Origin of the sequence: Amycolatopsis endophytica, from assembly GCF_013410405.1 — a bacterium.
Taxonomy (GTDB): Bacteria; Actinomycetota; Actinomycetes; order Mycobacteriales; family Pseudonocardiaceae; genus Amycolatopsis_E; species Amycolatopsis_E endophytica.
Map to the genome: position 1 here is coordinate 3,839,047 of NZ_JACCFK010000001.1, position 18,085 is coordinate 3,857,131.

General features: G+C 71.7%; 16 protein-coding genes. 13 read left to right on the forward strand and 3 right to left on the reverse strand.

Annotated elements, in window-relative coordinates:
* Window positions 1-10 precede the first annotated feature (10 nt).
* Window positions 11-1,828 (forward strand): MmgE/PrpD family protein, encoded by a 1,818-nt coding sequence (locus HNR02_RS18985; RefSeq protein WP_179774486.1) that lies wholly within the window; start codon window positions 11-13, stop codon window positions 1,826-1,828.
* 80 nt (window positions 1,829-1,908) lie between these two features.
* Here HNR02_RS18985 and mftR read toward each other — a convergent pair whose 3' ends face one another.
* Window positions 1,909-2,505 (reverse strand): mycofactocin system transcriptional regulator MftR, encoded by a 597-nt coding sequence (mftR, locus tag HNR02_RS18990; RefSeq protein WP_179774487.1) that lies wholly within the window; start codon window positions 2,503-2,505, stop codon window positions 1,909-1,911.
* Between the two features lie 87 nt (window positions 2,506-2,592).
* Here mftR and mftA point away from each other — a divergent pair, with 87 nt between their 5' ends.
* Genes mftA through HNR02_RS19035 form a run of 9 tightly spaced genes read left to right on the forward strand, consistent with a single transcriptional unit; the run spans window position 2,593 to window position 11,930 of the window.
* Window positions 2,593-2,697: a mycofactocin precursor MftA gene (gene mftA / locus HNR02_RS18995; protein WP_179774488.1), complete on the forward strand. Its 105-nt coding sequence runs from the start codon at window positions 2,593-2,595 to the stop codon at window positions 2,695-2,697.
* Entirely contained in the window at window positions 2,682-2,966 is a 285-nt protein-coding gene (gene mftB / locus HNR02_RS19000) for a mycofactocin biosynthesis chaperone MftB (RefSeq protein WP_179774489.1), read from the forward strand. Before mftA ends, mftB begins: the two co-directional genes overlap by 16 nt.
* A gap of 21 nt (window positions 2,967-2,987) precedes the next feature.
* On the forward strand, window positions 2,988-4,190 hold the full coding sequence (mftC, locus tag HNR02_RS19005; RefSeq protein ID WP_179774490.1) for a mycofactocin radical SAM maturase: 1,203 nt from the start codon (window positions 2,988-2,990) through the stop codon (window positions 4,188-4,190).
* The gene (locus HNR02_RS19010; protein ID WP_179774491.1) at window positions 4,187-5,995 is read left to right on the forward strand and encodes a mycofactocin system FadH/OYE family oxidoreductase 1; all 1,809 of its coding nucleotides are present in this window, start codon (window positions 4,187-4,189) and stop codon (window positions 5,993-5,995) included. The genes mftC and HNR02_RS19010 overlap by 4 nt, the downstream gene beginning before the upstream one ends.
* Window positions 5,992-7,920 (forward strand): mycofactocin system FadH/OYE family oxidoreductase 2, encoded by a 1,929-nt coding sequence (locus HNR02_RS19015; RefSeq protein ID WP_179774492.1) that lies wholly within the window; start codon window positions 5,992-5,994, stop codon window positions 7,918-7,920. Before HNR02_RS19010 ends, HNR02_RS19015 begins: the two co-directional genes overlap by 4 nt.
* A 38-nt stretch (window positions 7,921-7,958) precedes the next feature.
* Window positions 7,959-8,744 carry a mycofactocin-coupled SDR family oxidoreductase gene (locus HNR02_RS19020; protein WP_179774493.1) on the forward strand — a complete coding sequence of 262 codons (786 nt, stop codon included), beginning with the start codon at window positions 7,959-7,961 and terminating at the stop codon, window positions 8,742-8,744.
* Window positions 8,741-10,102, forward strand: coding sequence for a mycofactocin biosynthesis glycosyltransferase MftF (gene mftF / locus HNR02_RS19025; protein WP_179774494.1), 1,362 nt, complete (start codon window positions 8,741-8,743; stop codon window positions 10,100-10,102). Before HNR02_RS19020 ends, mftF begins: the two co-directional genes overlap by 4 nt.
* Window positions 10,099-10,776 (forward strand): mycofactocin biosynthesis peptidyl-dipeptidase MftE, encoded by a 678-nt coding sequence (gene mftE / locus HNR02_RS19030; protein ID WP_179774495.1) that lies wholly within the window; start codon window positions 10,099-10,101, stop codon window positions 10,774-10,776. The genes mftF and mftE overlap by 4 nt, the downstream gene beginning before the upstream one ends.
* Window positions 10,777-10,817: 41 nt before the next feature.
* On the forward strand, window positions 10,818-11,930 hold the full coding sequence (locus HNR02_RS19035; RefSeq protein ID WP_179774496.1) for an NDMA-dependent alcohol dehydrogenase: 1,113 nt from the start codon (window positions 10,818-10,820) through the stop codon (window positions 11,928-11,930).
* A 36-nt stretch (window positions 11,931-11,966) separates the two neighbouring features.
* Here HNR02_RS19035 and HNR02_RS19040 read toward each other — a convergent pair whose 3' ends face one another.
* Window positions 11,967-13,343 (reverse strand): tetratricopeptide repeat protein, encoded by a 1,377-nt coding sequence (locus HNR02_RS19040; RefSeq protein WP_179774497.1) that lies wholly within the window; start codon window positions 13,341-13,343, stop codon window positions 11,967-11,969.
* A gap of 233 nt (window positions 13,344-13,576) precedes the next feature.
* Between HNR02_RS19040 and HNR02_RS19045 the strand changes: the two genes are divergently transcribed.
* The 3 genes from HNR02_RS19045 to HNR02_RS19055 all read left to right on the forward strand — a co-directional run bounded on the left by HNR02_RS19045 (window position 13,577) and on the right by HNR02_RS19055 (window position 17,694).
* A complete protein-coding gene (locus tag HNR02_RS19045; protein WP_179774498.1) occupies window positions 13,577-15,901 on the forward strand; it encodes a molybdopterin cofactor-binding domain-containing protein in 2,325 nt (774 codons plus the stop codon).
* Window positions 15,902-15,911: 10 nt separating this feature from the next.
* Complete coding sequence (locus HNR02_RS19050; RefSeq protein WP_179774499.1) at window positions 15,912-16,388, forward strand: (2Fe-2S)-binding protein; 477 nt, start codon at window positions 15,912-15,914, stop codon at window positions 16,386-16,388.
* A 112-nt stretch (window positions 16,389-16,500) separates the two neighbouring features.
* Window positions 16,501-17,694 carry a PucR family transcriptional regulator gene (locus tag HNR02_RS19055; RefSeq protein WP_179774500.1) on the forward strand — a complete coding sequence of 398 codons (1,194 nt, stop codon included), beginning with the start codon at window positions 16,501-16,503 and terminating at the stop codon, window positions 17,692-17,694.
* Here HNR02_RS19055 and HNR02_RS19060 read toward each other — a convergent pair.
* Window positions 17,691-17,951: a DUF4235 domain-containing protein gene (locus HNR02_RS19060; RefSeq protein WP_179774501.1), complete on the reverse strand. Its 261-nt coding sequence runs from the start codon at window positions 17,949-17,951 to the stop codon at window positions 17,691-17,693. The genes HNR02_RS19055 and HNR02_RS19060 overlap by 4 nt on opposite strands.
* Between the last annotated feature and the right edge of the window lie 134 nt (window positions 17,952-18,085).

The window sequence follows — 18,085 nt, forward strand, 5'->3', positions numbered from 1 at the left end:
AAGGAGATCCATGTCCCCGCTCGACCAGTTCGCCCGGCTCATCGCCACCCACCGCGAGCAGCCGCTGCCCGCCGAGGCGTCCGAGGCGGCACGGCGCACGCTCTACAACGCGCTCGCCACCGCCGTCGGCGCCGCACGTGAGCCCGCGATGGACGTCGTGACGGCCGCGCTGGCGGAGTTCGGCGAGGGCAAGGGCGTGCTGCCCGGCCGCGTCGAGCGCCTGAACCCGCTCGACGCGGCCTTCGCCACGGGTGTCGCCGCGCACCTCGACGACTACGACGACACCCACCTCGTCACGGTCATCCATCCGGGTGCGGTGTGCGTGGCGGCGCTCGTCGGGCTGCAGGACGAAATCGCCGACTTCTCCGGCGCCGAGGTGCTGAACGCGTTCGCGTGGGGTGTCGAGGCGCAGCTCCGGCTCGGGGTGTCGGTGTCGCCGGAACACTACGACGCCGGGTGGCACATCACCGGCACGTGTGGCGCGGTGGGTGCGGCGGTGACCGCTTCGGTGTTGCTGGGACTGGATTCGACGCAACTGCGGGTCGCGCTCGAATGGGCCGTCGAGGGCGGGCTCGGCAACCGCGAGGGGTTCGGGTCGATGACGAAACCGTTCCACCCCGGCAAGGCGGCGGTGCGCGGGGTGCGGGCGGCCCTCGACGCGGCGGCCGGTCGCCCCGGCCCGGGGGACACGCTGACCGGTCCGTCCGGGTTCGTGGCCCGGCTGGCCGGCGGGAAGTTCGACGCGGACGCGCTGCTCGGAGACTTCGCGCGGCGGTGGGAGCTGCTGGACAACACCTTCAAGCCCTATCCGTGTGGCATCGTCACGCACCCGGCGATCGAGGCGGCCGAGGAGGTGCGTGCCGCGGTGGCCGAACACGGCGGGCCCTCGGCGGTGACCGCGATCCGGCTGGTGTGCCATCCGCTGGTGCCGGAGCTGACCGGGCGGGTGCAGCCCGCGGACGGCCTGCAGGCCCGGTTCTCGACGGCGCACGGGGTCGCGGCCGGGTTGCTGCTGCCGCGAGTGGATCTCGGCGGGTACGCGACGGAGGTCGTGGTGTCCCCGGAGGCGCGCCGGCTGCGTTCACTGGTCGAGTTCGACGCGACGCCGTCGTGCGCGCGCGATGCCGCGCGGCTGTTCGTGACGATGGCCGACGGGACGGTGTTGTCGCAGGAGGTCGAGCACGCTCGGGGCAGCCTCGAACGGCCGCTGACCGGCGCGGAGTTGCGGGTCAAGGCCGAGGGCCTGGTGGACCGGATCGTGCCCGGTGGCGCGGCGGCACTGGATGCCGCGTCCCGGCACGAGGGGCCCGGTTACGTGCGTGGTCTCCTCGACGCCTGCGCGGTGGAGGACAGCGAGGATCAGGCGCTGGCCAGGCTGCTCGGCGCGACCACGGTGGATTCCGGGGACGCGCGCGAGCGGGCGGCAGCCGAGGCGGGCCGGTTGGTGCGGGCCGGGCACGACGCGCTGTCCGCCGTGGTGGAGGCGTGCGGCGGTGGCTCCGTCGAGGTGGTGTCCCGGGTGGCGGCGCGGCTGGGGGTGCCTGCCGACCGGCTCCTGACCTTCGCGGCGACCGTCTCGGCGGCCCGTGGACTGCCTGCCGTCGCGGTGCTGAGGGCGCTGGGCTTGGCGGCGACGCAGACGACGACGGTCACCGGAACGGCCGAGTCGGTGGACGTCTCGGCGGTACGGGCCGGGCACGCGGCGGCCGACGGCGTCGAGGCGGCGGTGCTGGCCGCACACGGCTTCACCGCACCCGACCGCCCGCTCACCGGCCGCCGCGGCCTGCTGAGCCTGCTCGCCACCCGCGCCGAGCCCCGCCTCGCCTGACCGGAGCGTGGGACTCGCGCACCGGAGCGCAGAACTCGCGCGGACCGCGAGTTCTGCGTTCCCGTGCGTGAGATCCGCGGTCAGAGCAGGGCGGTGCTCAGTTCGTCGGTGCCGGAGGCCAGTAGCGAGCCGAGGTCGGCGGCCGGGTCGCGGAGCCACTGTTCGTAGGCCGCGAGTGCGATGCCCAGTGCCGTGTAGGCGACGGTCTGCGCGGCGAGCGAGTCCACGGCCACGCCGAGGCGGGCGGCGGCGAACTCGGCGATGACCTGACGCCAGTCGGCGTAGCGCAGTGTCGAATGCGCTTGCAGGGCGGGTGTGGTGAGGATCAGTTCCATCCGCCGCCGGTGCAGCGCCGCCTGGTCCTCCTCGACGCGGTTGAAGTCGACCAGCGCCTCGCGGATCACGCCGAGCAGCGGCCGGTCCGGGGGGTACGACGCGAGCTGCGCGCGCATCCGGTCCAGCTGGCCGTCGAAGTCGCCCCAGGCCACGTCGTTCTTCGACGGGAAGTAGCGGAAGAACGTGCGCCGCCCGATGCCGGCCGCCTTCGCGATGTCGTCGATCGTCGTGCGGTCGAAGCCCCGGGTGGCGAACAGCTCGAACGCCGCGTGCTCGACCTCCACCCGCGACGTGATCGGCTTGCGCCCCGCGCGGGGCGCCGCATCCACCTTTTCGGTCATGCCTCTTCCATTCGGCACTCGGTGCCATTATCGTCCAGGGAGCGCGGCCGCAGCGAAGCGGCCGGTTCGCGTGAGGAGGAGCATCCCATGTCCGAGGCCCGCAACGTCGCCCCCGCCGTGGAAGACACGCTCGTCGAAGAGGACCTGCTCGTCGAAGAGGTCTCCATCGACGGTATGTGCGGCGTCTACTGACCGTCGTGTTCGATCCCGACCTGGCCTACCGGTGCTCCCCGCGGGTCGCGTTGCGGCCGGAACCGTTCGGGGCGCTCGCCTACGACTTCGGCACCCGGAGGCTTTCGTTCCTCAAGACGAAGATCCTGGTCGAGGTGGTGCGCACGCTCGGGGATCAGCCCGACGTGCACACCACCCTCGATGCCGCGGGGGTCCCCGACGAGCAGCGCCCGAGCTACCTCAAAGCGCTCGCGGGACTCGCCGACAACGGCACGATCGAACCGCGCTGAACCACCACGGAAGGGCGTGCGATGAAGCTCGTCGAACACTTCAAGCAGGGGCTGAACTCGCCCATCTGCCTGACCTGGGAACTGACCTACGCCTGCAACCTGTCGTGCGTGCACTGCCTGTCCTCGTCGGGCCGCCGTGACCCGCGCGAGCTGAGCACGGAGGAGTGCAAGGCCGTCATCGACGAGCTGCAGCGCATGCAGGTCTTCTACGTCAACATCGGAGGTGGCGAACCGACCGTGCGCTCCGACTTCTGGGAGCTCGTCGAATACGCCGTGAACCACCAGGTGGGTGTCAAGTTCTCCACCAACGGCGTCAAGCTCACCCCGGAGCGGGCGCGGTGGCTGGCCGCGACCGACTACGTGGACGTGCAGATCTCGCTCGACGGCGCGACCGCCGAGGTCAACGACCACGTCCGCGGCCCCGGCTCCTACGACACCGCCATCCGGGCGATGCGCAACCTCTCCGACGCCGGTTTCCGCGACTTCAAGCTCAGCGTCGTGATGACTCGCCACAACGTCGGTCAGCTCGACGACTTCAAGGCCATCGCGGATGAATACGGCGCCCAGCTGCGGATCACGCGGCTGCGCCCGTCCGGCCGCGGCGCCGACTCGTGGGACGAGCTGCACCCGACCGCCGACCAGCAGCTGGAGCTGTACGACTGGCTGGTGGCAGGCGGCGAAAAGGTTCTCACCGGCGATTCGTTCTTCCACCTCAACGCGCTCGGTTCGGACCCGCTGCCCGGTCTGAACCTGTGCGGCGCGGGCCGGGTGGTGTGCCTGATCGACCCGGTCGGCGACGTGTACGCCTGCCCGTTCGCGATTCACGAGGAGTTCCTCGCGGGCAACGTCCGCGAAGAGGGCGGTTTCGCGGGCGTGTGGAACACCTCGGAGCTGTTCGAGCGGTTGCGTGGCCCGCAGACCGGCGGCGCGTGCACGTCGTGCTCTGCTTACGACGCCTGCCAGGGCGGGTGCATGGCCGCGAAGTTCTTCACCGGTCTGCCGCTGGACGGGCCGGACCCCGAGTGCGTCAAGGGGCACGGCGAACTGGCGCTGCAGAGCGTGGGTGCCCCGCCACCGCGGTCGCACATCGACCATTCGCACTCGAAGACCCGCCAGAGCCGCAAGGTTGCCGTGAGCATCGGCTTCGGCCCGCCCGAGGGCGGTGCCCGGCCCGACCGGGCGTGCGACACCAGTCCGCTCGCGGGGTTCCAGCCCGCGCGATGAGCAGGCTCGCCGGCCCCGTCCGGGTCGGCGGGCGCACGGCCCCGAGCCGGGTCCTCTTCGGTCCGCACGAAACGAACCTGGCCCGGGGCCGTCGGCTCGCCGACCGGCATGTCGCCTACTACCGGCGGCGGGCCGAGGGCGGTGCCGGGATCGTCGTCACCGAAACGGCGAGCGTGCACGAATCCGACTGGCCGTACGAACGCGCGCCGCTGGCCGCTGAGTGCGGTCCGGGGTGGTCGTCCGTCGTGGACGCCTGCCGTCCATACGGGACGCTCGTGCTCGCCTCACTCGGGCACGCTGGTGCGCAGGGGAGTTCGGCCTACCATCAGCGTGCGTTGTGGGCCGCGTCGCGGGTTCCGGATCCGGTGAGCCGTGAACTGCCGATGGAGATGGAAACCGCCGAGATCGAGGCGCTGATCATCGGGTTCCGCGACTCCGCGGCGCTGGCGGTCAGGTCCGGTGTGGACGGTGTCGAGATCGACGTCGGGCAGTATTCGCTGCTGCGGCAGTTCTGTTCCGGGCTGACCAACCACCGCACTGACGACTACGGTGACCGGGGCCGTCTGCTGTGCGAGGTGCTGGCCGCGGTGCGGGAGGCGATCGGGGACGGGGTCCTCGGGCTGCGGCTGGCGTGCGACGAGGGCGCGCCGTGGGGCGGCATCACGCCGGAGACCGCGCCCGTTCCCGGCGGGATCGACTACCTGGTGCCGGTGCGTGGGTCGGCCTACGCCCAGTCCCGGCCGGATCTGCGGACGGAACCGGGCTTCAACACCGACCTGTGCCGCAGGTTCCGCGACGTGACGACGGTGTTCCAGGGCAGCGTCGTCGATCCCGTGCACGCGGAGCGCGCACTGGAGTTCGCCGGGCTGGTCGAGATGACGCGCGCGCAGATCGCGGACCCGGACCTCGTCGGGCATCTGCGCGCCGGGACGACACCGCGGCCCTGTGTGCTGTCCAACCAGAACTGCCGGGTGCGGGACCCGCGCAACCCGGTCGTGAGTTGTCTCGGCGAGCCCCGCAGCGGGCACGAGACCGAGGATCCGTTGCCGTCGCCGGGATCCGGCCAGGCGCTGGTCGTCGGCGGGGGACCGGCTGGGCTGGAAGCCGCGCGGGTCCTGGCGCTGCGCGGGTTCGGCGTCGAACTGGCCGAGCGCTCCGGGCGGCTCGGCGGCATGGTGCGGGTCGCGGCGAAGGTGCCCGGGCGGGACAGGCTCGGGCGGCTCGTCGACTGGCTGGAGTCCGAGGTCCGGCGCCTGGGAGTGACGATCTCGACCGGCGCGGAGGCCACCGCGGCGGACGGCCGGCCGGTGATCGTGGCCACCGGAAGCGTTGCCGGGCCTCGTGATTACGCCGTCGCGGGCGGGCACGTGGTCGACGTGGTGGACGTGCTGGAGAATCCTTCGGCGCTGCCCGAGGGACCGGTCGTGGTGCACGATCCGCTCGGCGACCGGGTCGGCGCCGGGGTCGCGGAACTGCTCGCCGGGAAGCATCCGGCCGCGATCGTCAGCCCGGATGCGGTGATCGCCACGCGGGCGCCCGACCTCGCCGAGGTCAACGCACGGTTGCAGCGGGCCGGGGTGACCCTGGCGAAGCGGTCCCGGCTGCGGTCGGTGCACGCGGACCACGTGACCATCGAGGACGTGTACACCGGCGAACGCGGCGAGCTTCCGTGTGCCGCACTGATCCACTGTGGACACCGCCTGCCGAGCGCCGCGCGATCCGGGATCGTCGTCGGAGACGCCGTCGCGCCGCGGACGATTCACGAGGCCATTCTGGGCGGTCGCCGGGCGGCGGAGGCGTTGTGAGCCTGTTGTTCGAGCCGTTGCGGCTGGGGCCGGTCGAGGTGCGCAACCGGATCGTGTTCGCCGCGCACCTGACCAACTACGCGACCGACGGTCTGCCCACCGAACAACACGCGGCCTACTACGCGGCACGCGCGGCGGGGGGCACCGGGCTGATCGTGTCCGAGGAGCACGTCGTCCACCCGTCCGACCGGCCCTACGAAAAGGTGATCCGCGGGTACCGGCCTGAGGTCGTGCCGGGCTACCGGCGGATCACCGACGCGGTGCACGCGCACGGCGTGCCGATCTTCGCGCAGCTCAACCACAACGGCGGGCAGGCGTCCTCGATGTACACCCGGCGGGCGGTGTGGGCGCCGTCGCCGGTGCCGGACTCGCTGTTCCGCGAGGTGCCCAAGGCGATGAGCACCGCGGAGATCGCGGAGGTGGTCGACGGCTTCGGCCGGGTCGCCCGGCACTGCGCCGAGGGCGGTTTCGACGGCGTCGAGATCCAGTGCTCCCAGTCTTCGCTCGTGCGCGGATTCCTGGCCCCGGCGACGAATCTGCGTACCGACGGCTACGGCGGTCCGCTGGTGAACCGGACGCGGATCCTGCGCGAGATCATCGCGACCGCGCGGGCGGCGATCGGCCCGGACCGGGCGCTGGGCGTGCGGTTGTCCGGCGACGATCTGGTCGAGGGCGGCGTCACGCTCGACGAGGCGGTCGAGGTGGCGCGGATGATCGGAAGCAGTATCGACTACCTCAACACCTCGATCGGCGTGGCCACCTCGACGTTGTACATGGTCGAGGCGTCGATGGCGGTGCCGCGCGGGTACGCCCTCCCGGTGGCCGGGGCGCTGCGGCGCGCGGTGCCGGTACCGGTGGTGGGGGTCGGGCGGATCAAGTCGGCGGAGGAGGCCGAGCGCGCGCTGGCCGAGGGGCGCTGCGATCTGGTCGGCGTGGTGCGCGGGCAGATCGCCGATCCGTCGTTCGCCGCGAAGGCCCGTGACGGGCACGAGGTGCGCACCTGCCTGTCGTGCAACCAGGAGTGCGTCGGGCGGGTGGGGCTGAACCGCTGGCTCGGCTGTGTGGAGAACCCACGTGCCGGGCGTGAGGCGGTGCCGCTGCCCGCGCCGGGGCCGCGGCCGAAGCGCGTGCTGGTCGTCGGCGCGGGCCCGGCAGGTCTGCAGGCGGCGGCGACCGCGGCGCAGCGCGGCCACCACGTGACGGTGTTCGAGCGCGGCGAGGTGGGCGGGCAGATCGTGCTGGCCGCGACCGCGCCGGGGCGGGCCGAGCTGGGCGATCTGGTGCGCGACCTCGCGGCCGAGTGCCGTCGCGCCGGGGTGGGCGTGAAGACCGGCGTCGAGGCCACGGCCGCGTTCCTGCGCGGCGAGGCGCCGGATGCCGTGGTGCTGGCGACCGGGGCCCGGCCTCGTCTCCCGGAGTGGGCCGCGGGCCTCCGGCGGGTCGTGCACGCGCGCGAGGTGCTGGGTGGCGTGGAGCCGTGGGGTGAGGTCGTGGTGATCGACGAGGTCGGCTTCCACCCGGCGACGTCGGTCGCGGAGCTGCTGGCGCGGCGCGGCTGCCGGGTGGCGTTGTCGACCCCCGCGATGGTCGTCGGGCAGGACCTGGGGATCACGCTGGACCGGGAGCTCTTCGCCCGGCGCGCGCACGGGCTCGGGATCGCCGAGCGGACGGACGAGATGGTGCTCGGCGCCACCGCGACGGAGGATGGGGGTGTGGCGATGCGGGTTCTGACGCACACGACCGGCGAGACCAGGGAGGTCCGCTGTGACTGGGTGGTGTGCGCGGTGCACCAGGAGCCCGAGGACGGCCTGTGGCACGAGCTGCGCGACGCGCCGTTCGAGGTGCACCGGGTGGGCGACTGCCTGACCCCGCGCCGGGCGCACGCCGCCGTGGTGGAGGGGCACCGGGCAGGGGTGTCGTTGTGAGCGGAGCCGTGGCACGCTCCGGGCGTGGTGATGATCAAGTGACCGGGCGGGTGGCGGTCGTGACCGGCGCGGCACGCGGGATCGGCGCGGCGGTGGTGCACCGGCTCGCGGGGGAGGGCTGGCGGGTGGTCGCGGTCGATGTGGGGGCGGACCTGCCGGCCGTCGGGTACCGGCTCGGGCAGCGGGAGCAGCTCGCCGAGGTCGCCGCGAAGTGGCCGGGTCAGGTGATCGACGTGATCGCCGACGTGCGGGACCAGCGGGCGCTCGACGAGGCCGTCGCGACCGCCGAGCGCGAGTTCGGTGGCCTGGACGCCGCCGTCGCCGCCGCCGCGGTCATGGCAGGCGGGCGGCCGCTGTGGGAGACCACCGATTCCGAATGGGAATCGTTGTTCGGGGCCGGTGTGGACGGTGTCTTCCACCTCGCCCGCGCGGCGGTCCCGGCCCTGCTCCGGCGACCCGTGCCACGCTCCGGACGGTTCGTCGCGCTCGCCTCGGCCGCCGCCCACACCGGGCTGTGGCACCTCGCCGGGTACAACGCCGCCAAGCACGCGGTGGTCGGCCTGATCCGCGGCCTGGCCACGGACCTGCGTGGCACGGGCGTCACCGCCACGGCCGTCTCACCCGGCTCGACGCGCACCAGCATGCTGGAGGCCACGGCCGCGCTCTACGAGCTGGACGACGTCGAGGAGTTCGCCCGGCACCAGCTCGCCGAGCGGCTGCTGGAGCCGGAGGAAGTGGCCGCCGCCGTGTGCTGGCTGTGTGGTCCGGACGCGAGCGCGATCACCGGGACGGTGGTTCACGCGGACGGGGGCTTCACGGCATGACCACCCTGCGGCCCGATCCGTCCACGAAGGCCCTCAACGGCGGGCGCGTCCTCATCGGCGGGGCGCCCCTGCGGATCATCAAGCTCTCCGCGACCGGCGCGCGCCTCTTCGCTGCCTGGTGCGCGGGCGCCGAGGTCGGCGACAAGCCGCACCACCAGCGGCTCGCCGAGAAGCTGGTGCTCGCCGGCATGGTCCACCCCGCCTATCCCGGCGCGAAGCTGTCACCGCGGGACGTGACCGTCGTCGTCCCGGTGCGGGATCACGCCGACCGCCTCGCGGGGCTCCTGCCGCACCTCACCGACGTCCGCGAGACGCTCGTCGTCGACGACGGGTCCGCCGTTCCCGTTCCGCACGCCGTCGACCGGCACCCGATCGCACGCGGCCCGGCCGCGGCACGCAACACCGGCTGGCGCAAGGTCACCACCGAGCTGGTCGCCTTCCTCGACGCCGACACCCGCCCCGAACCGGGCTGGCTCGAACCGCTGCTGGCCCAGTTCGAGGACCCCGCCGTGGTGGCCGTCGCGCCGCGCGTGCGCAGCGAACCCGGGGACGGCACGCTCTCCCGCTACGAACGGCTGCGGTCCTCTTTGGACATGGGCGGGACTCCGGCGCAGGTCCGCCCGCGTGGCCGGATCACCTATCTGCCGACCGCCGCGCTGGTGGTGCGGATCTCGGCGCTGCAGGCGATCCGCGGCTTCGACGAGGATCTGCGCTTCGGCGAGGACGTCGACCTGATCTGGCGCCTCGTCGACGACGGCGGCTCGGTGCGGTACGAGCCGCGGTCCGAAGTGGTCCATTCACCGCGCACGACGTGGCGCGCCTGGCTGAAACAACGCTACAGCTACGGCACCTCCGCCGCTCCGCTCGCGAAACGGCACGGCCGCAAGACCCTGGCGCCGGTCCGGGTCTCCGGCTGGACGGCGCTGGCGTGGCTCGGTGTCGCTCTTGGCCGCCCGAGGACCGGGGCCGTGATCGCTCTCGTGACCGCCGCGCTGTTGCCGCGCAAGCTCGAACCGCTGGACGTGCCGCCGAAGGAAGCACTGGTCATCGCGCTGCGCGGGCACGTCGCCGCGGGCCGTTACCTCGCCGACGCCCTCACCGGGGCATGGGGACCGGTCGCGGTCCCGCTGCTGGCGCTGTCCCGGCGTGGCCGCCGGATCCTCGCCCTCGCCTATGCCCGTCACCTGCTCGACTGGGCCCGGATCCGGCCGGACGTCGATCCGCTGCGGTGGCTGCTGGCCCGCGCCGCCGACGGCCTCGCCTACGGAACCGGTGTGTGGAGCGGCTGCCTGCGGGAGGACGAGCCAGGCCCGTTGATCCCGGATCTCTCGACGTGGCCGGGTAAGCGCGGCCTGTGAACCTCGCCGATCTCGCCTGGCCCGAGCTGGGCGCGCGCCGCCTGCTCGCCGTTCCGCTGGGCGCGGTCGAACAGCACGGCCCGCACCTGCCGTACACGGTGGACACCGAGATCGCCACCGAACTGTGCCGCCGGCTCGGGCACCAGCGGCCGGAGATCGTCGTCGCACCCGGGCTGCCCTACGGCTCCAGCGGTGAACACGCCGGTTTTCCGGGAACGCTGTCGATCGGTCAGGAAGCAACGGAACTCGTCGTGACCGAACTGGTGCGCTCCGCCGACGACTTCGCGGGCGTCCTGCTGGTGTCCGCGCACGGCGGCAACGCCCTTCCCGTGCACCGCGCCGTGCGGCGACTGCGGTACGAGGGCCGCAACGTTCGCGTGTGGAGCCCGGACGGTCCGGCCGGCGACACGCACGCCGGTCACCTGGAGACGTCGGTGATGCTCGCCCTGCGCCCGGAATCCGTGCGCACGCACCGGTTCCAGGCGGGCAACACCGAACCGCTGCCCGGGCTGATCGACCGGCTGCGCGCGGAAGGCGTGCGCGGCGTCAGCCCGAACGGCGTGCTGGGCGATCCACACGGAGCGAGCGCGGAAACCGGGCACGCCACACTCCGCCGTTGGACGGAAGCTCTACTTGAAGTGGCTGCGACGCTGGCCGAAGATGGCATCATGTAGCGGTCGGTGCATGAGACCCCTGTCACAAAGAGGTGATCGGCGTGAAGACCAAGGCTGCCGTCCTGCACTCCGCGGGCAAACCGTTCGAGATCGAGGAACTCGAACTCGACGGACCCCGCGAAGGTGAAGTCCTCATCAAGTACACGGCCGCCGGGCTGTGCCACTCCGACCTCCACCTGATCGACAACGACCTGGTGCCCCGCTTCCCGATCGTGGGCGGCCACGAGGGCTCGGGAATCATCGAAGACGTCGGGCCCGGTGTCACCAAGGTCAAGCCGGGTGACCACGTCGTCTGCAGCTTCATCCCGAACTGCGGCACCTGCCGTTACTGCGCCACCGGCCGCTCCAACCTGTGCGACATGGGCGCCACGATCCTCGACGGGCACATGCCCGACGGCAGCTTCCGCTTCCACCGCGGCGGCACCGACTACGGCGGCATGTGCATGCTGGGCACCTTCGCCGAGCGGGCCACGATTTCGCAGCACTCGGTGGTCAAGGTCGACGACTGGCTGCCGCTGGAGACCGCGGTGCTCGTCGGCTGCGGTGTGCCGACCGGCTGGGCCACCGCCAACTACTCCGGCGGCGTGCGCGCGGGCGACACGACGGTGGTCTACGGCATCGGTGGCATCGGCATCAACGCGGTCCAGGGCGCGGCGCACGCCGGCGCGGCCAACGTGATCGCGGTCGACCCGGTGGCGTTCAAGCGCGAGAAGGCACTCGAACTCGGCGCCACGCACGCCTTCGCCACCGCCGCCGAAGCGGCCGAGAAGGTCGCGGAGCTGACCTGGGGCCAGATGGCCGACCAGGCGCTGATCACCGTCGGCACGGTCGAGGAAGAGGTCGTCACCGAGGCGTTCAACGTGGTCGGCAAGGGCGGCACGGTCGTCATCACCGGCCTGGCCAACCCGGAGAAGCTGACCGTGCACCTCTCCGGCGGCGTGATGACCCTGTTCGAGAAGACGGTCAAGGGCACGCTGTTCGGTTCGGCCAATCCGCAGTACGACATCCTCCGCCTGCTGCGGCTCTATCAGACCGGGCACGTCAAGCTCGACGAGCTGGTCACCAAGCGCTACACGCTGGAGGAGGTCAACGAGGGCTACCAGGACCTTCGCGACGGTAAGAACATCCGCGGCGTCATCACCCACGCGAGCTGACCGGTTGGGGGCGGAGACGGCGTGTCTGCGCCCCTGTCACGGGTCGATCAGCGGCTGGAACGCGACGCGGATGTCGCCGTCGGAGGGAGTGACGTACACCTGCGACGGCGGGCCGATCGGGGTCAGGTAACTGCTGTGGCGCAGCACCTCCGGGCACGAGCCGCCGCTGATTTCGATCCGCGTGTCGCTCACCAGGCGGCCCGTTTTCAGCTCGTAGACGCGCACCGGCAGCGCGATCCGGTGGAACGTGGTGTCCCCGACGATCGCCGCCGCGGTCTGGGATCGGTAGGTACACGTCTCCACCGGCACGCCGTAGTCGGACTCGCCGACGCAGACGATCGCGACGGCGTCCTCGGGGCCGCCCGCCCGCCACTCGCCGGGGAACCGGTCCAGGGTGTCGTCGTCGCCGAAGACGAGCGCGCGGTTCGGGCCGTCGCCGTAGGGGGCCGCGAAGCTGTAGGGCGCCGGGCTGTCGCAGTACTCCGGCTCCCCGCCCGAGTACGAGACGTCCAGCAGGTCACGCACGTTCGCCAGCTCGATCTCCCGGGTGGCGCGGTCGGCGCCCTCGGTGGCCCTGGCCGCCAGCTCGTGCCCGGGGTAGGCGGCCACGAGCTGCCGGTAGCGGTCCCGGGCCTCGGGCCAGTCATCGCTCTGCATCAGCATGTCCGCGCACAGCAGAAGGGCACCCGGCGCGACCCGCGGCACCACGGCGGCGGCCTGGTCCAGCACCGGACCGCGCGCGTACTGCCGGAGCCAGTCGGTGATCGCCGCCGTGTCGCAGCCGCCGCCCGGTGACAGGTGGCTGGTGAAGCGGTCCAGCACCTCCCGGATCCGCTGGTCCTGGCCGTCGATCCGGCGCACCGCGGTCAGTGTCGCGAACCCGTGCTCCAGGGGTTCGACATCACCGCCGAGGGACTGGTCCAGCTGCTCTTCGGCCGCCAGCAGGAGACGGCAGGCGCGTGTGGTCTGCTCGGCGCGCACCGTCAGCGGGGCGTCGGCGACGTGGTGGCCCGCCCACAGACCGTCCAGCTCGGCCAGCGTCGCGGGGCAGTCGCCACGCCCGTGTGTTTCAGCAGCATTGGCGTCGATGCGCGCCGCGTCGAAGCGGAGGAGCCCGAAGACCAGCAGGACCGGCATGGTGAACGCGAGCGCGATCAGCCGCTGCCGCCGGGATCCCCCGCCGCCGCGTGACAGGAACAAGCCGTGCGCGACCATCGCCGCCCACCACCCGAACACGACGAACTCGAACCACAGCGTCCGCACGATCATGGCGAGCACGGACACGAGCGTGATCGTGACGACGCCCGTGCCGAACGCGAGCTTGCGGCGGCCGAGCATCACGTACCCGGCGCTGAGGAGGGACGCGTTCGCGAGCGCGACGGCCAGGGGATCGGCCTGCTTCGACGTGACCATGACCCCGAGTCTGGGGAGAAGATCCCGCGCGCGGGAGTTCCCGGCACGAAGCTGCCAATGGGCCATCCGGGTCAATGGGATAAGACGTTCGGCTGTGTCCGCGTCACAGTTCTGTCGTACGAGACTGTCATCCCGTCACAGAGATGCGCCGACGCGGCTACGGATCGTTGACCCTGCCTCGCCGGAATTCCTATCGTGACCGCGATCAACGTGGATCTCGGAAGGACTTCTCCATGGCGCCTCAACGGCGATCGCCCGCGCCCGGTGACGGGGCCCCGGCCCTGGAACGGCGCCGCTTCCTCGGTTACCTCCTCGCCGCGCCGACCCTCGCCGTCGCCGCACGGCTCGGCGGCGACCTCGCCTCCCCGGCTCCCGCCGACGCCGCGATCCCCGGCCTGCCCGGCCCCGCGGACATCCTCGACCTCGGCGACGCGCTGAGCCTGGCGGCGGCACCGACCTCCGGTCTCATCGCGATCCAGGTCAACCGCGACGACACGGTGTCCTTCGCGGTGCCGCGCGCCGAGGTCGGCCAGGGCATCACGACGACCGTCGCGATGCTCATCGCCGAAGAGATGGACCTGCCACTGAGCAAGGTGGGCGTCAACCTCGCCGACGCCCGGCCCGAACTGGTCTTCAACCAGCTCACCGGCGGTTCGAACTCGGTGCGCTCGCTCTACACCCCGGTGCGGACCGCGGCGGCGATCGCCCGTTCCCGGCTGCTGTCCACGGCCGCCGCGCTGTGGAAGACCGACGTGTCAGCACTTTCCGTGCGCGACGGCGTGATCCGCTCCCGCTCGGGAGCCACCGCGACCTTCGGCTCGCTCGCCGGGGCCGCCGCGTCCGCGCGCACCGAAGAAACCGGTGCGACGCTGAAAAGGACGTCGGAGTTCCGGATCATCGGCAAGCCGACCGGCCGCATCGACGCGCTCGACGCGGTCACCGGGCGCAAGCAGTTCACGATGGACCTGCAGGTTCCGGACGCGAAACCGACGATGATCTGCCGTCCGCCGACGATCAACGGCACCGTGAGGTCCGTGCGGAACTCCGCCGAGGTCAAGGCGATGCCGGGCGTCACCGACGTGGTCACCGTGTCCTCCGGTGTCGCGGTGCGCGCCGAGACCTTCGGGCAGTGCATCGACGCCGTGCGCGCGCTCAAGGTCAACTGGGGACCGGGCACTGTGGACGGTGAGTCGGACGCCACCGTCGAGGCGAAGCTGCGCGCCGCGGCGCTCCCGCTCGCGGTGCCGCCGGTGCTGACGCAGTCGATCGACGCCGAATTCGTGTTCGCCTTCGCCAGCAACAGCGCGCTGGAAACCAACTGCGCCATCGCCGACGTGCGCGCCGACCGCGCCGAGATCTGGTCCGGGCTCAAGTCGCCGATCGTGGCGCAGGAACAGATCGCGACGATGCTGGGCCTGCCGATCCCGGCGGTCAAGGTGCACGTGGTCACCGGCGGCGGTTCCTTCGGCCGCAAGCTGTTCGGCGATGCCGCGCTGGAGGCCGCGGAGGTGTCGAAGAAGATCGGCAAACCGGTCAAGCTGATGTGGCACCGCGCCGACGATTCGCGCCACGGCCGCACCCACCCGGCGTGCATCTCCCGTGTCCGGGTCAACCACGCGCTCGGCAACGTCGTCAGCTACGAGCAGCGGCACACCAGCGTCACCACCGACTTCGGGCACGGCCTCGGCGAGATCCTCACCGCGGTCGCGGCGAAGCTGCCGGTCGGCGACGTCGGCTTCTCCCAGACGGTGTTCCTGCTGTCCACGTCCATGCCCTACGACTTCGGCGTCACCACGCAGCTGCTCAACGAGGTGCCGCTGAAGTTCCACACCGCCAGCATGCGCAACGTCTACTCGCCCAACGTGGTCTGCGCGCGGGAGCTGATCGTCGACCAGCTGGCCGCGAAGATGGGGCAGGACCCGCTGGCGTTCCGACGCGGTTTCCTCAAGGACGACCGGATGCGCGCCGTCCTGGACAAGGTCGCCGAGGTCGGCAACTGGGGCCGGAAGATGCCCGCCGGCACGGCGCAGGGCATCGCGCTGCACCACGAGTACAAGAGCGTGAGCGCGGTCCTGATGGAGATCGACTGCCGCCCGGAGACGGTGAACCGCAAGATCCGCGACGCCGTCGCCGGTCCGCGCATCACCAAGGCCGTGGCGGTCGTGGACGCCGGGCTGCCGATCAACCCGGCCGGACTGGAGGCACAGACCATCGGCTGCGTCAACGACGGCATCGCGATGGCGCTCACCTCCAGCCTGCACGTCGACAAGGGTCTGCCGCTGGAAGCGAGCTGGGACAACTACTTCTACACCCGGCAGTGGAACACGCCGCCGGAGATGGAGGTCGTCGTCATGCCCGCCACCACCGGCGAACCCGGTGGCGCGGGGGAACTCGCGGTCGCCAGTTCGTTCGCCGCGGCCGCCTGCGCGTACGGACGCGCGATGGGGAAGATGCCGACCCGCTTCCCGATCAACCACGGCACGCTGAGCTTCGAGCCGAAGCCGAAGGTGCCGCCGGTGCCCGAATCGCCGGTCGACGGCCTGTCCTACACGTACTGAGGAGCCCGCGTTGTCCCAACACACTTTCACCGTCAACGGCAAGCGGGTCACCGTCGACGCCGACGACAAGGTCCGGCTGCTGTGGGTACTGCGTGACCTGCTCGGCATCACCGGCCCCAAGTACGGCTGCGGCATCAACGTCTGCAAGGCGTGCACCAGCCACATCAACGGCAAGGCGTTCAACCCCTGCTCGGTGCCGGTGTCGGCGATCGGGCCGGACGACGAGATCACGACGATCGAAGGCGTCGCCGACCCGGAGACCGGTGAGCTGCACCCGATGCAGCAGGCGTGGCTCGACCGGGACGTCGCGCAGTGCGGTTACTGCCAGCCGGGGCAGATCATGGCGGCCATCGCGAAGGTCAAGCAGGCCCGCGCCGCGGGCAGGGAGATCAGCGACGCCGACTTCGACGAGATCCGCAACATCTGCCGCTGCGGTACCTACTCACGGATCCGCGAAGCCGTGCGGGGTGCCGCGGCCCAGATGTAGCGCATGTGCGGTGAAAAGCCTCGCAATCCTCCGCGATTGCGGGGCTTTTTCGCCCGGTAGAAACTTTCGTGTTAGATGTTCGCGAGCCCTCGACGGGGAGGACGGACATCTCATGCGATACACGGGCGCCGAACCCGCGGTGGCCGAGCTGGCCCGCCGCGCCCTGCCGCGGCTGCGGGAGATGACCACGGCGACCTACGGGCAGATCGTCGAAGAGATGACCGTCTACCGCGACGAGCGATTCGTGTCGCATGCGGACCTGCACACCTCGTGCCGGGACAACCTGCAGTTCCTCCTGCGGGCGCTGTCCACCTCCGGCGCCCCCGACCTGTCCCAGGCCCGCGCGACCGGGCGGGAACGCGCACTGATGGGCGCGCCGCTGCCGGAACTGCTGCGCGCGTTCCGCATCGGGTTCACGCAGGTGTGGCAGTGTTTCGTCGGGCTGACCGCGCAGGACGTCGACACCCTCGTCGCGGCGACGACGGCCATCTGGACCCTCATGGACGACTACACCGAGGCGCTGACCTCGACCTACCGCGCGACGATGGCCGAGATCAGCCGTACGCGGCAGAACCGCAGGCTGGCGTTGGTGGAGGCGTTGTTCGCGGGCGGCAGCACCGGCGACGGCACGCTGTGGGACATCGCGCGGATGCTGGACCTCCCGCTGGAGGGCATGTTCGTCGTCGTCGCCGCGGAGACGCCCGGCCTGGGGCAGGAAGCGCTGCCGTTGGTCGAGGTCCGGTTGCGGGAGGCCCACCACGTCTCGGCCTGGCGGCTCACGCCGGAGCTGCAGATCGGGGTGGTGTCGCTGCGCGAGGTGGAACCGGTGCTGGACCTGCTGCGCGACGACTGCCGTGGCCGGGCCGGGATGAGCCCCGTGTTCCGCGGCCTCGGCGAGACCGCCCGCGCCCTGCACCTCGCGCGCGTGGCACTGGGCAGCCTCCCGGCGGGGGCGAAGGACGTGGCGCGGTTCAACGAGTCCCCGCTGGCCGGGCTGGTCGCGAGCGACCCGGAGGCGTCGGCGCAGCTGGCCGGTCAGGTGCTGCGGCCGATCCTGGAGTTGCCGGGCGATGAGGGCAACGTGCTGTTGCTGACCCTGCGGGCGTGGTTCGAATGCGGGGGGAACACCAAACAGGTCGCCGAACGGGTCTACTGCCACCCGAACACCGTGCGGCACCGGCTGAAACGGATCACGGACGTGCTGGGCCGTTCGATGAGCGACCCGTCGGACATCGCGGAACTCGGCACGGCGCTGCGCGCGCTGTCCATGTTCGGCGACAGTGCCCGCCGCGCCGTGAAAAGCTAGTCGTCGAGCTTTTTGCCCGTCGCCTTGGTGAACGCCTTCGCGCCTGCCCGGTCGACCGCCGCTTTGACGCCGCCGAAGATCGCGCCCTGCAGCACCGCCGCGAGGAGCACTTCCTTGGTCGAGTAGTCCGACGACGTGGCGTCCGGTGCGTCGTCCTCGCCGGTGGACGCCTTCCACGCCTGCTTGAACAGCATCCCGGCGAGCACCCCGCCGAGCGCGCTCACGGCCAGGCTCAGCGGTTTGTACATCAGTTTCATCCCGTCACCTCTCCACAGTGGACCCGGCTCCGCCACGCCGGGTACCCGCGGTTTCCGGCGTTCACACGGGGCCGTTGTGCGTGGGCGGTGAGGGGCGTACCTTGGCGCGATACTTCGCCGGGAGGGTTTGGGCT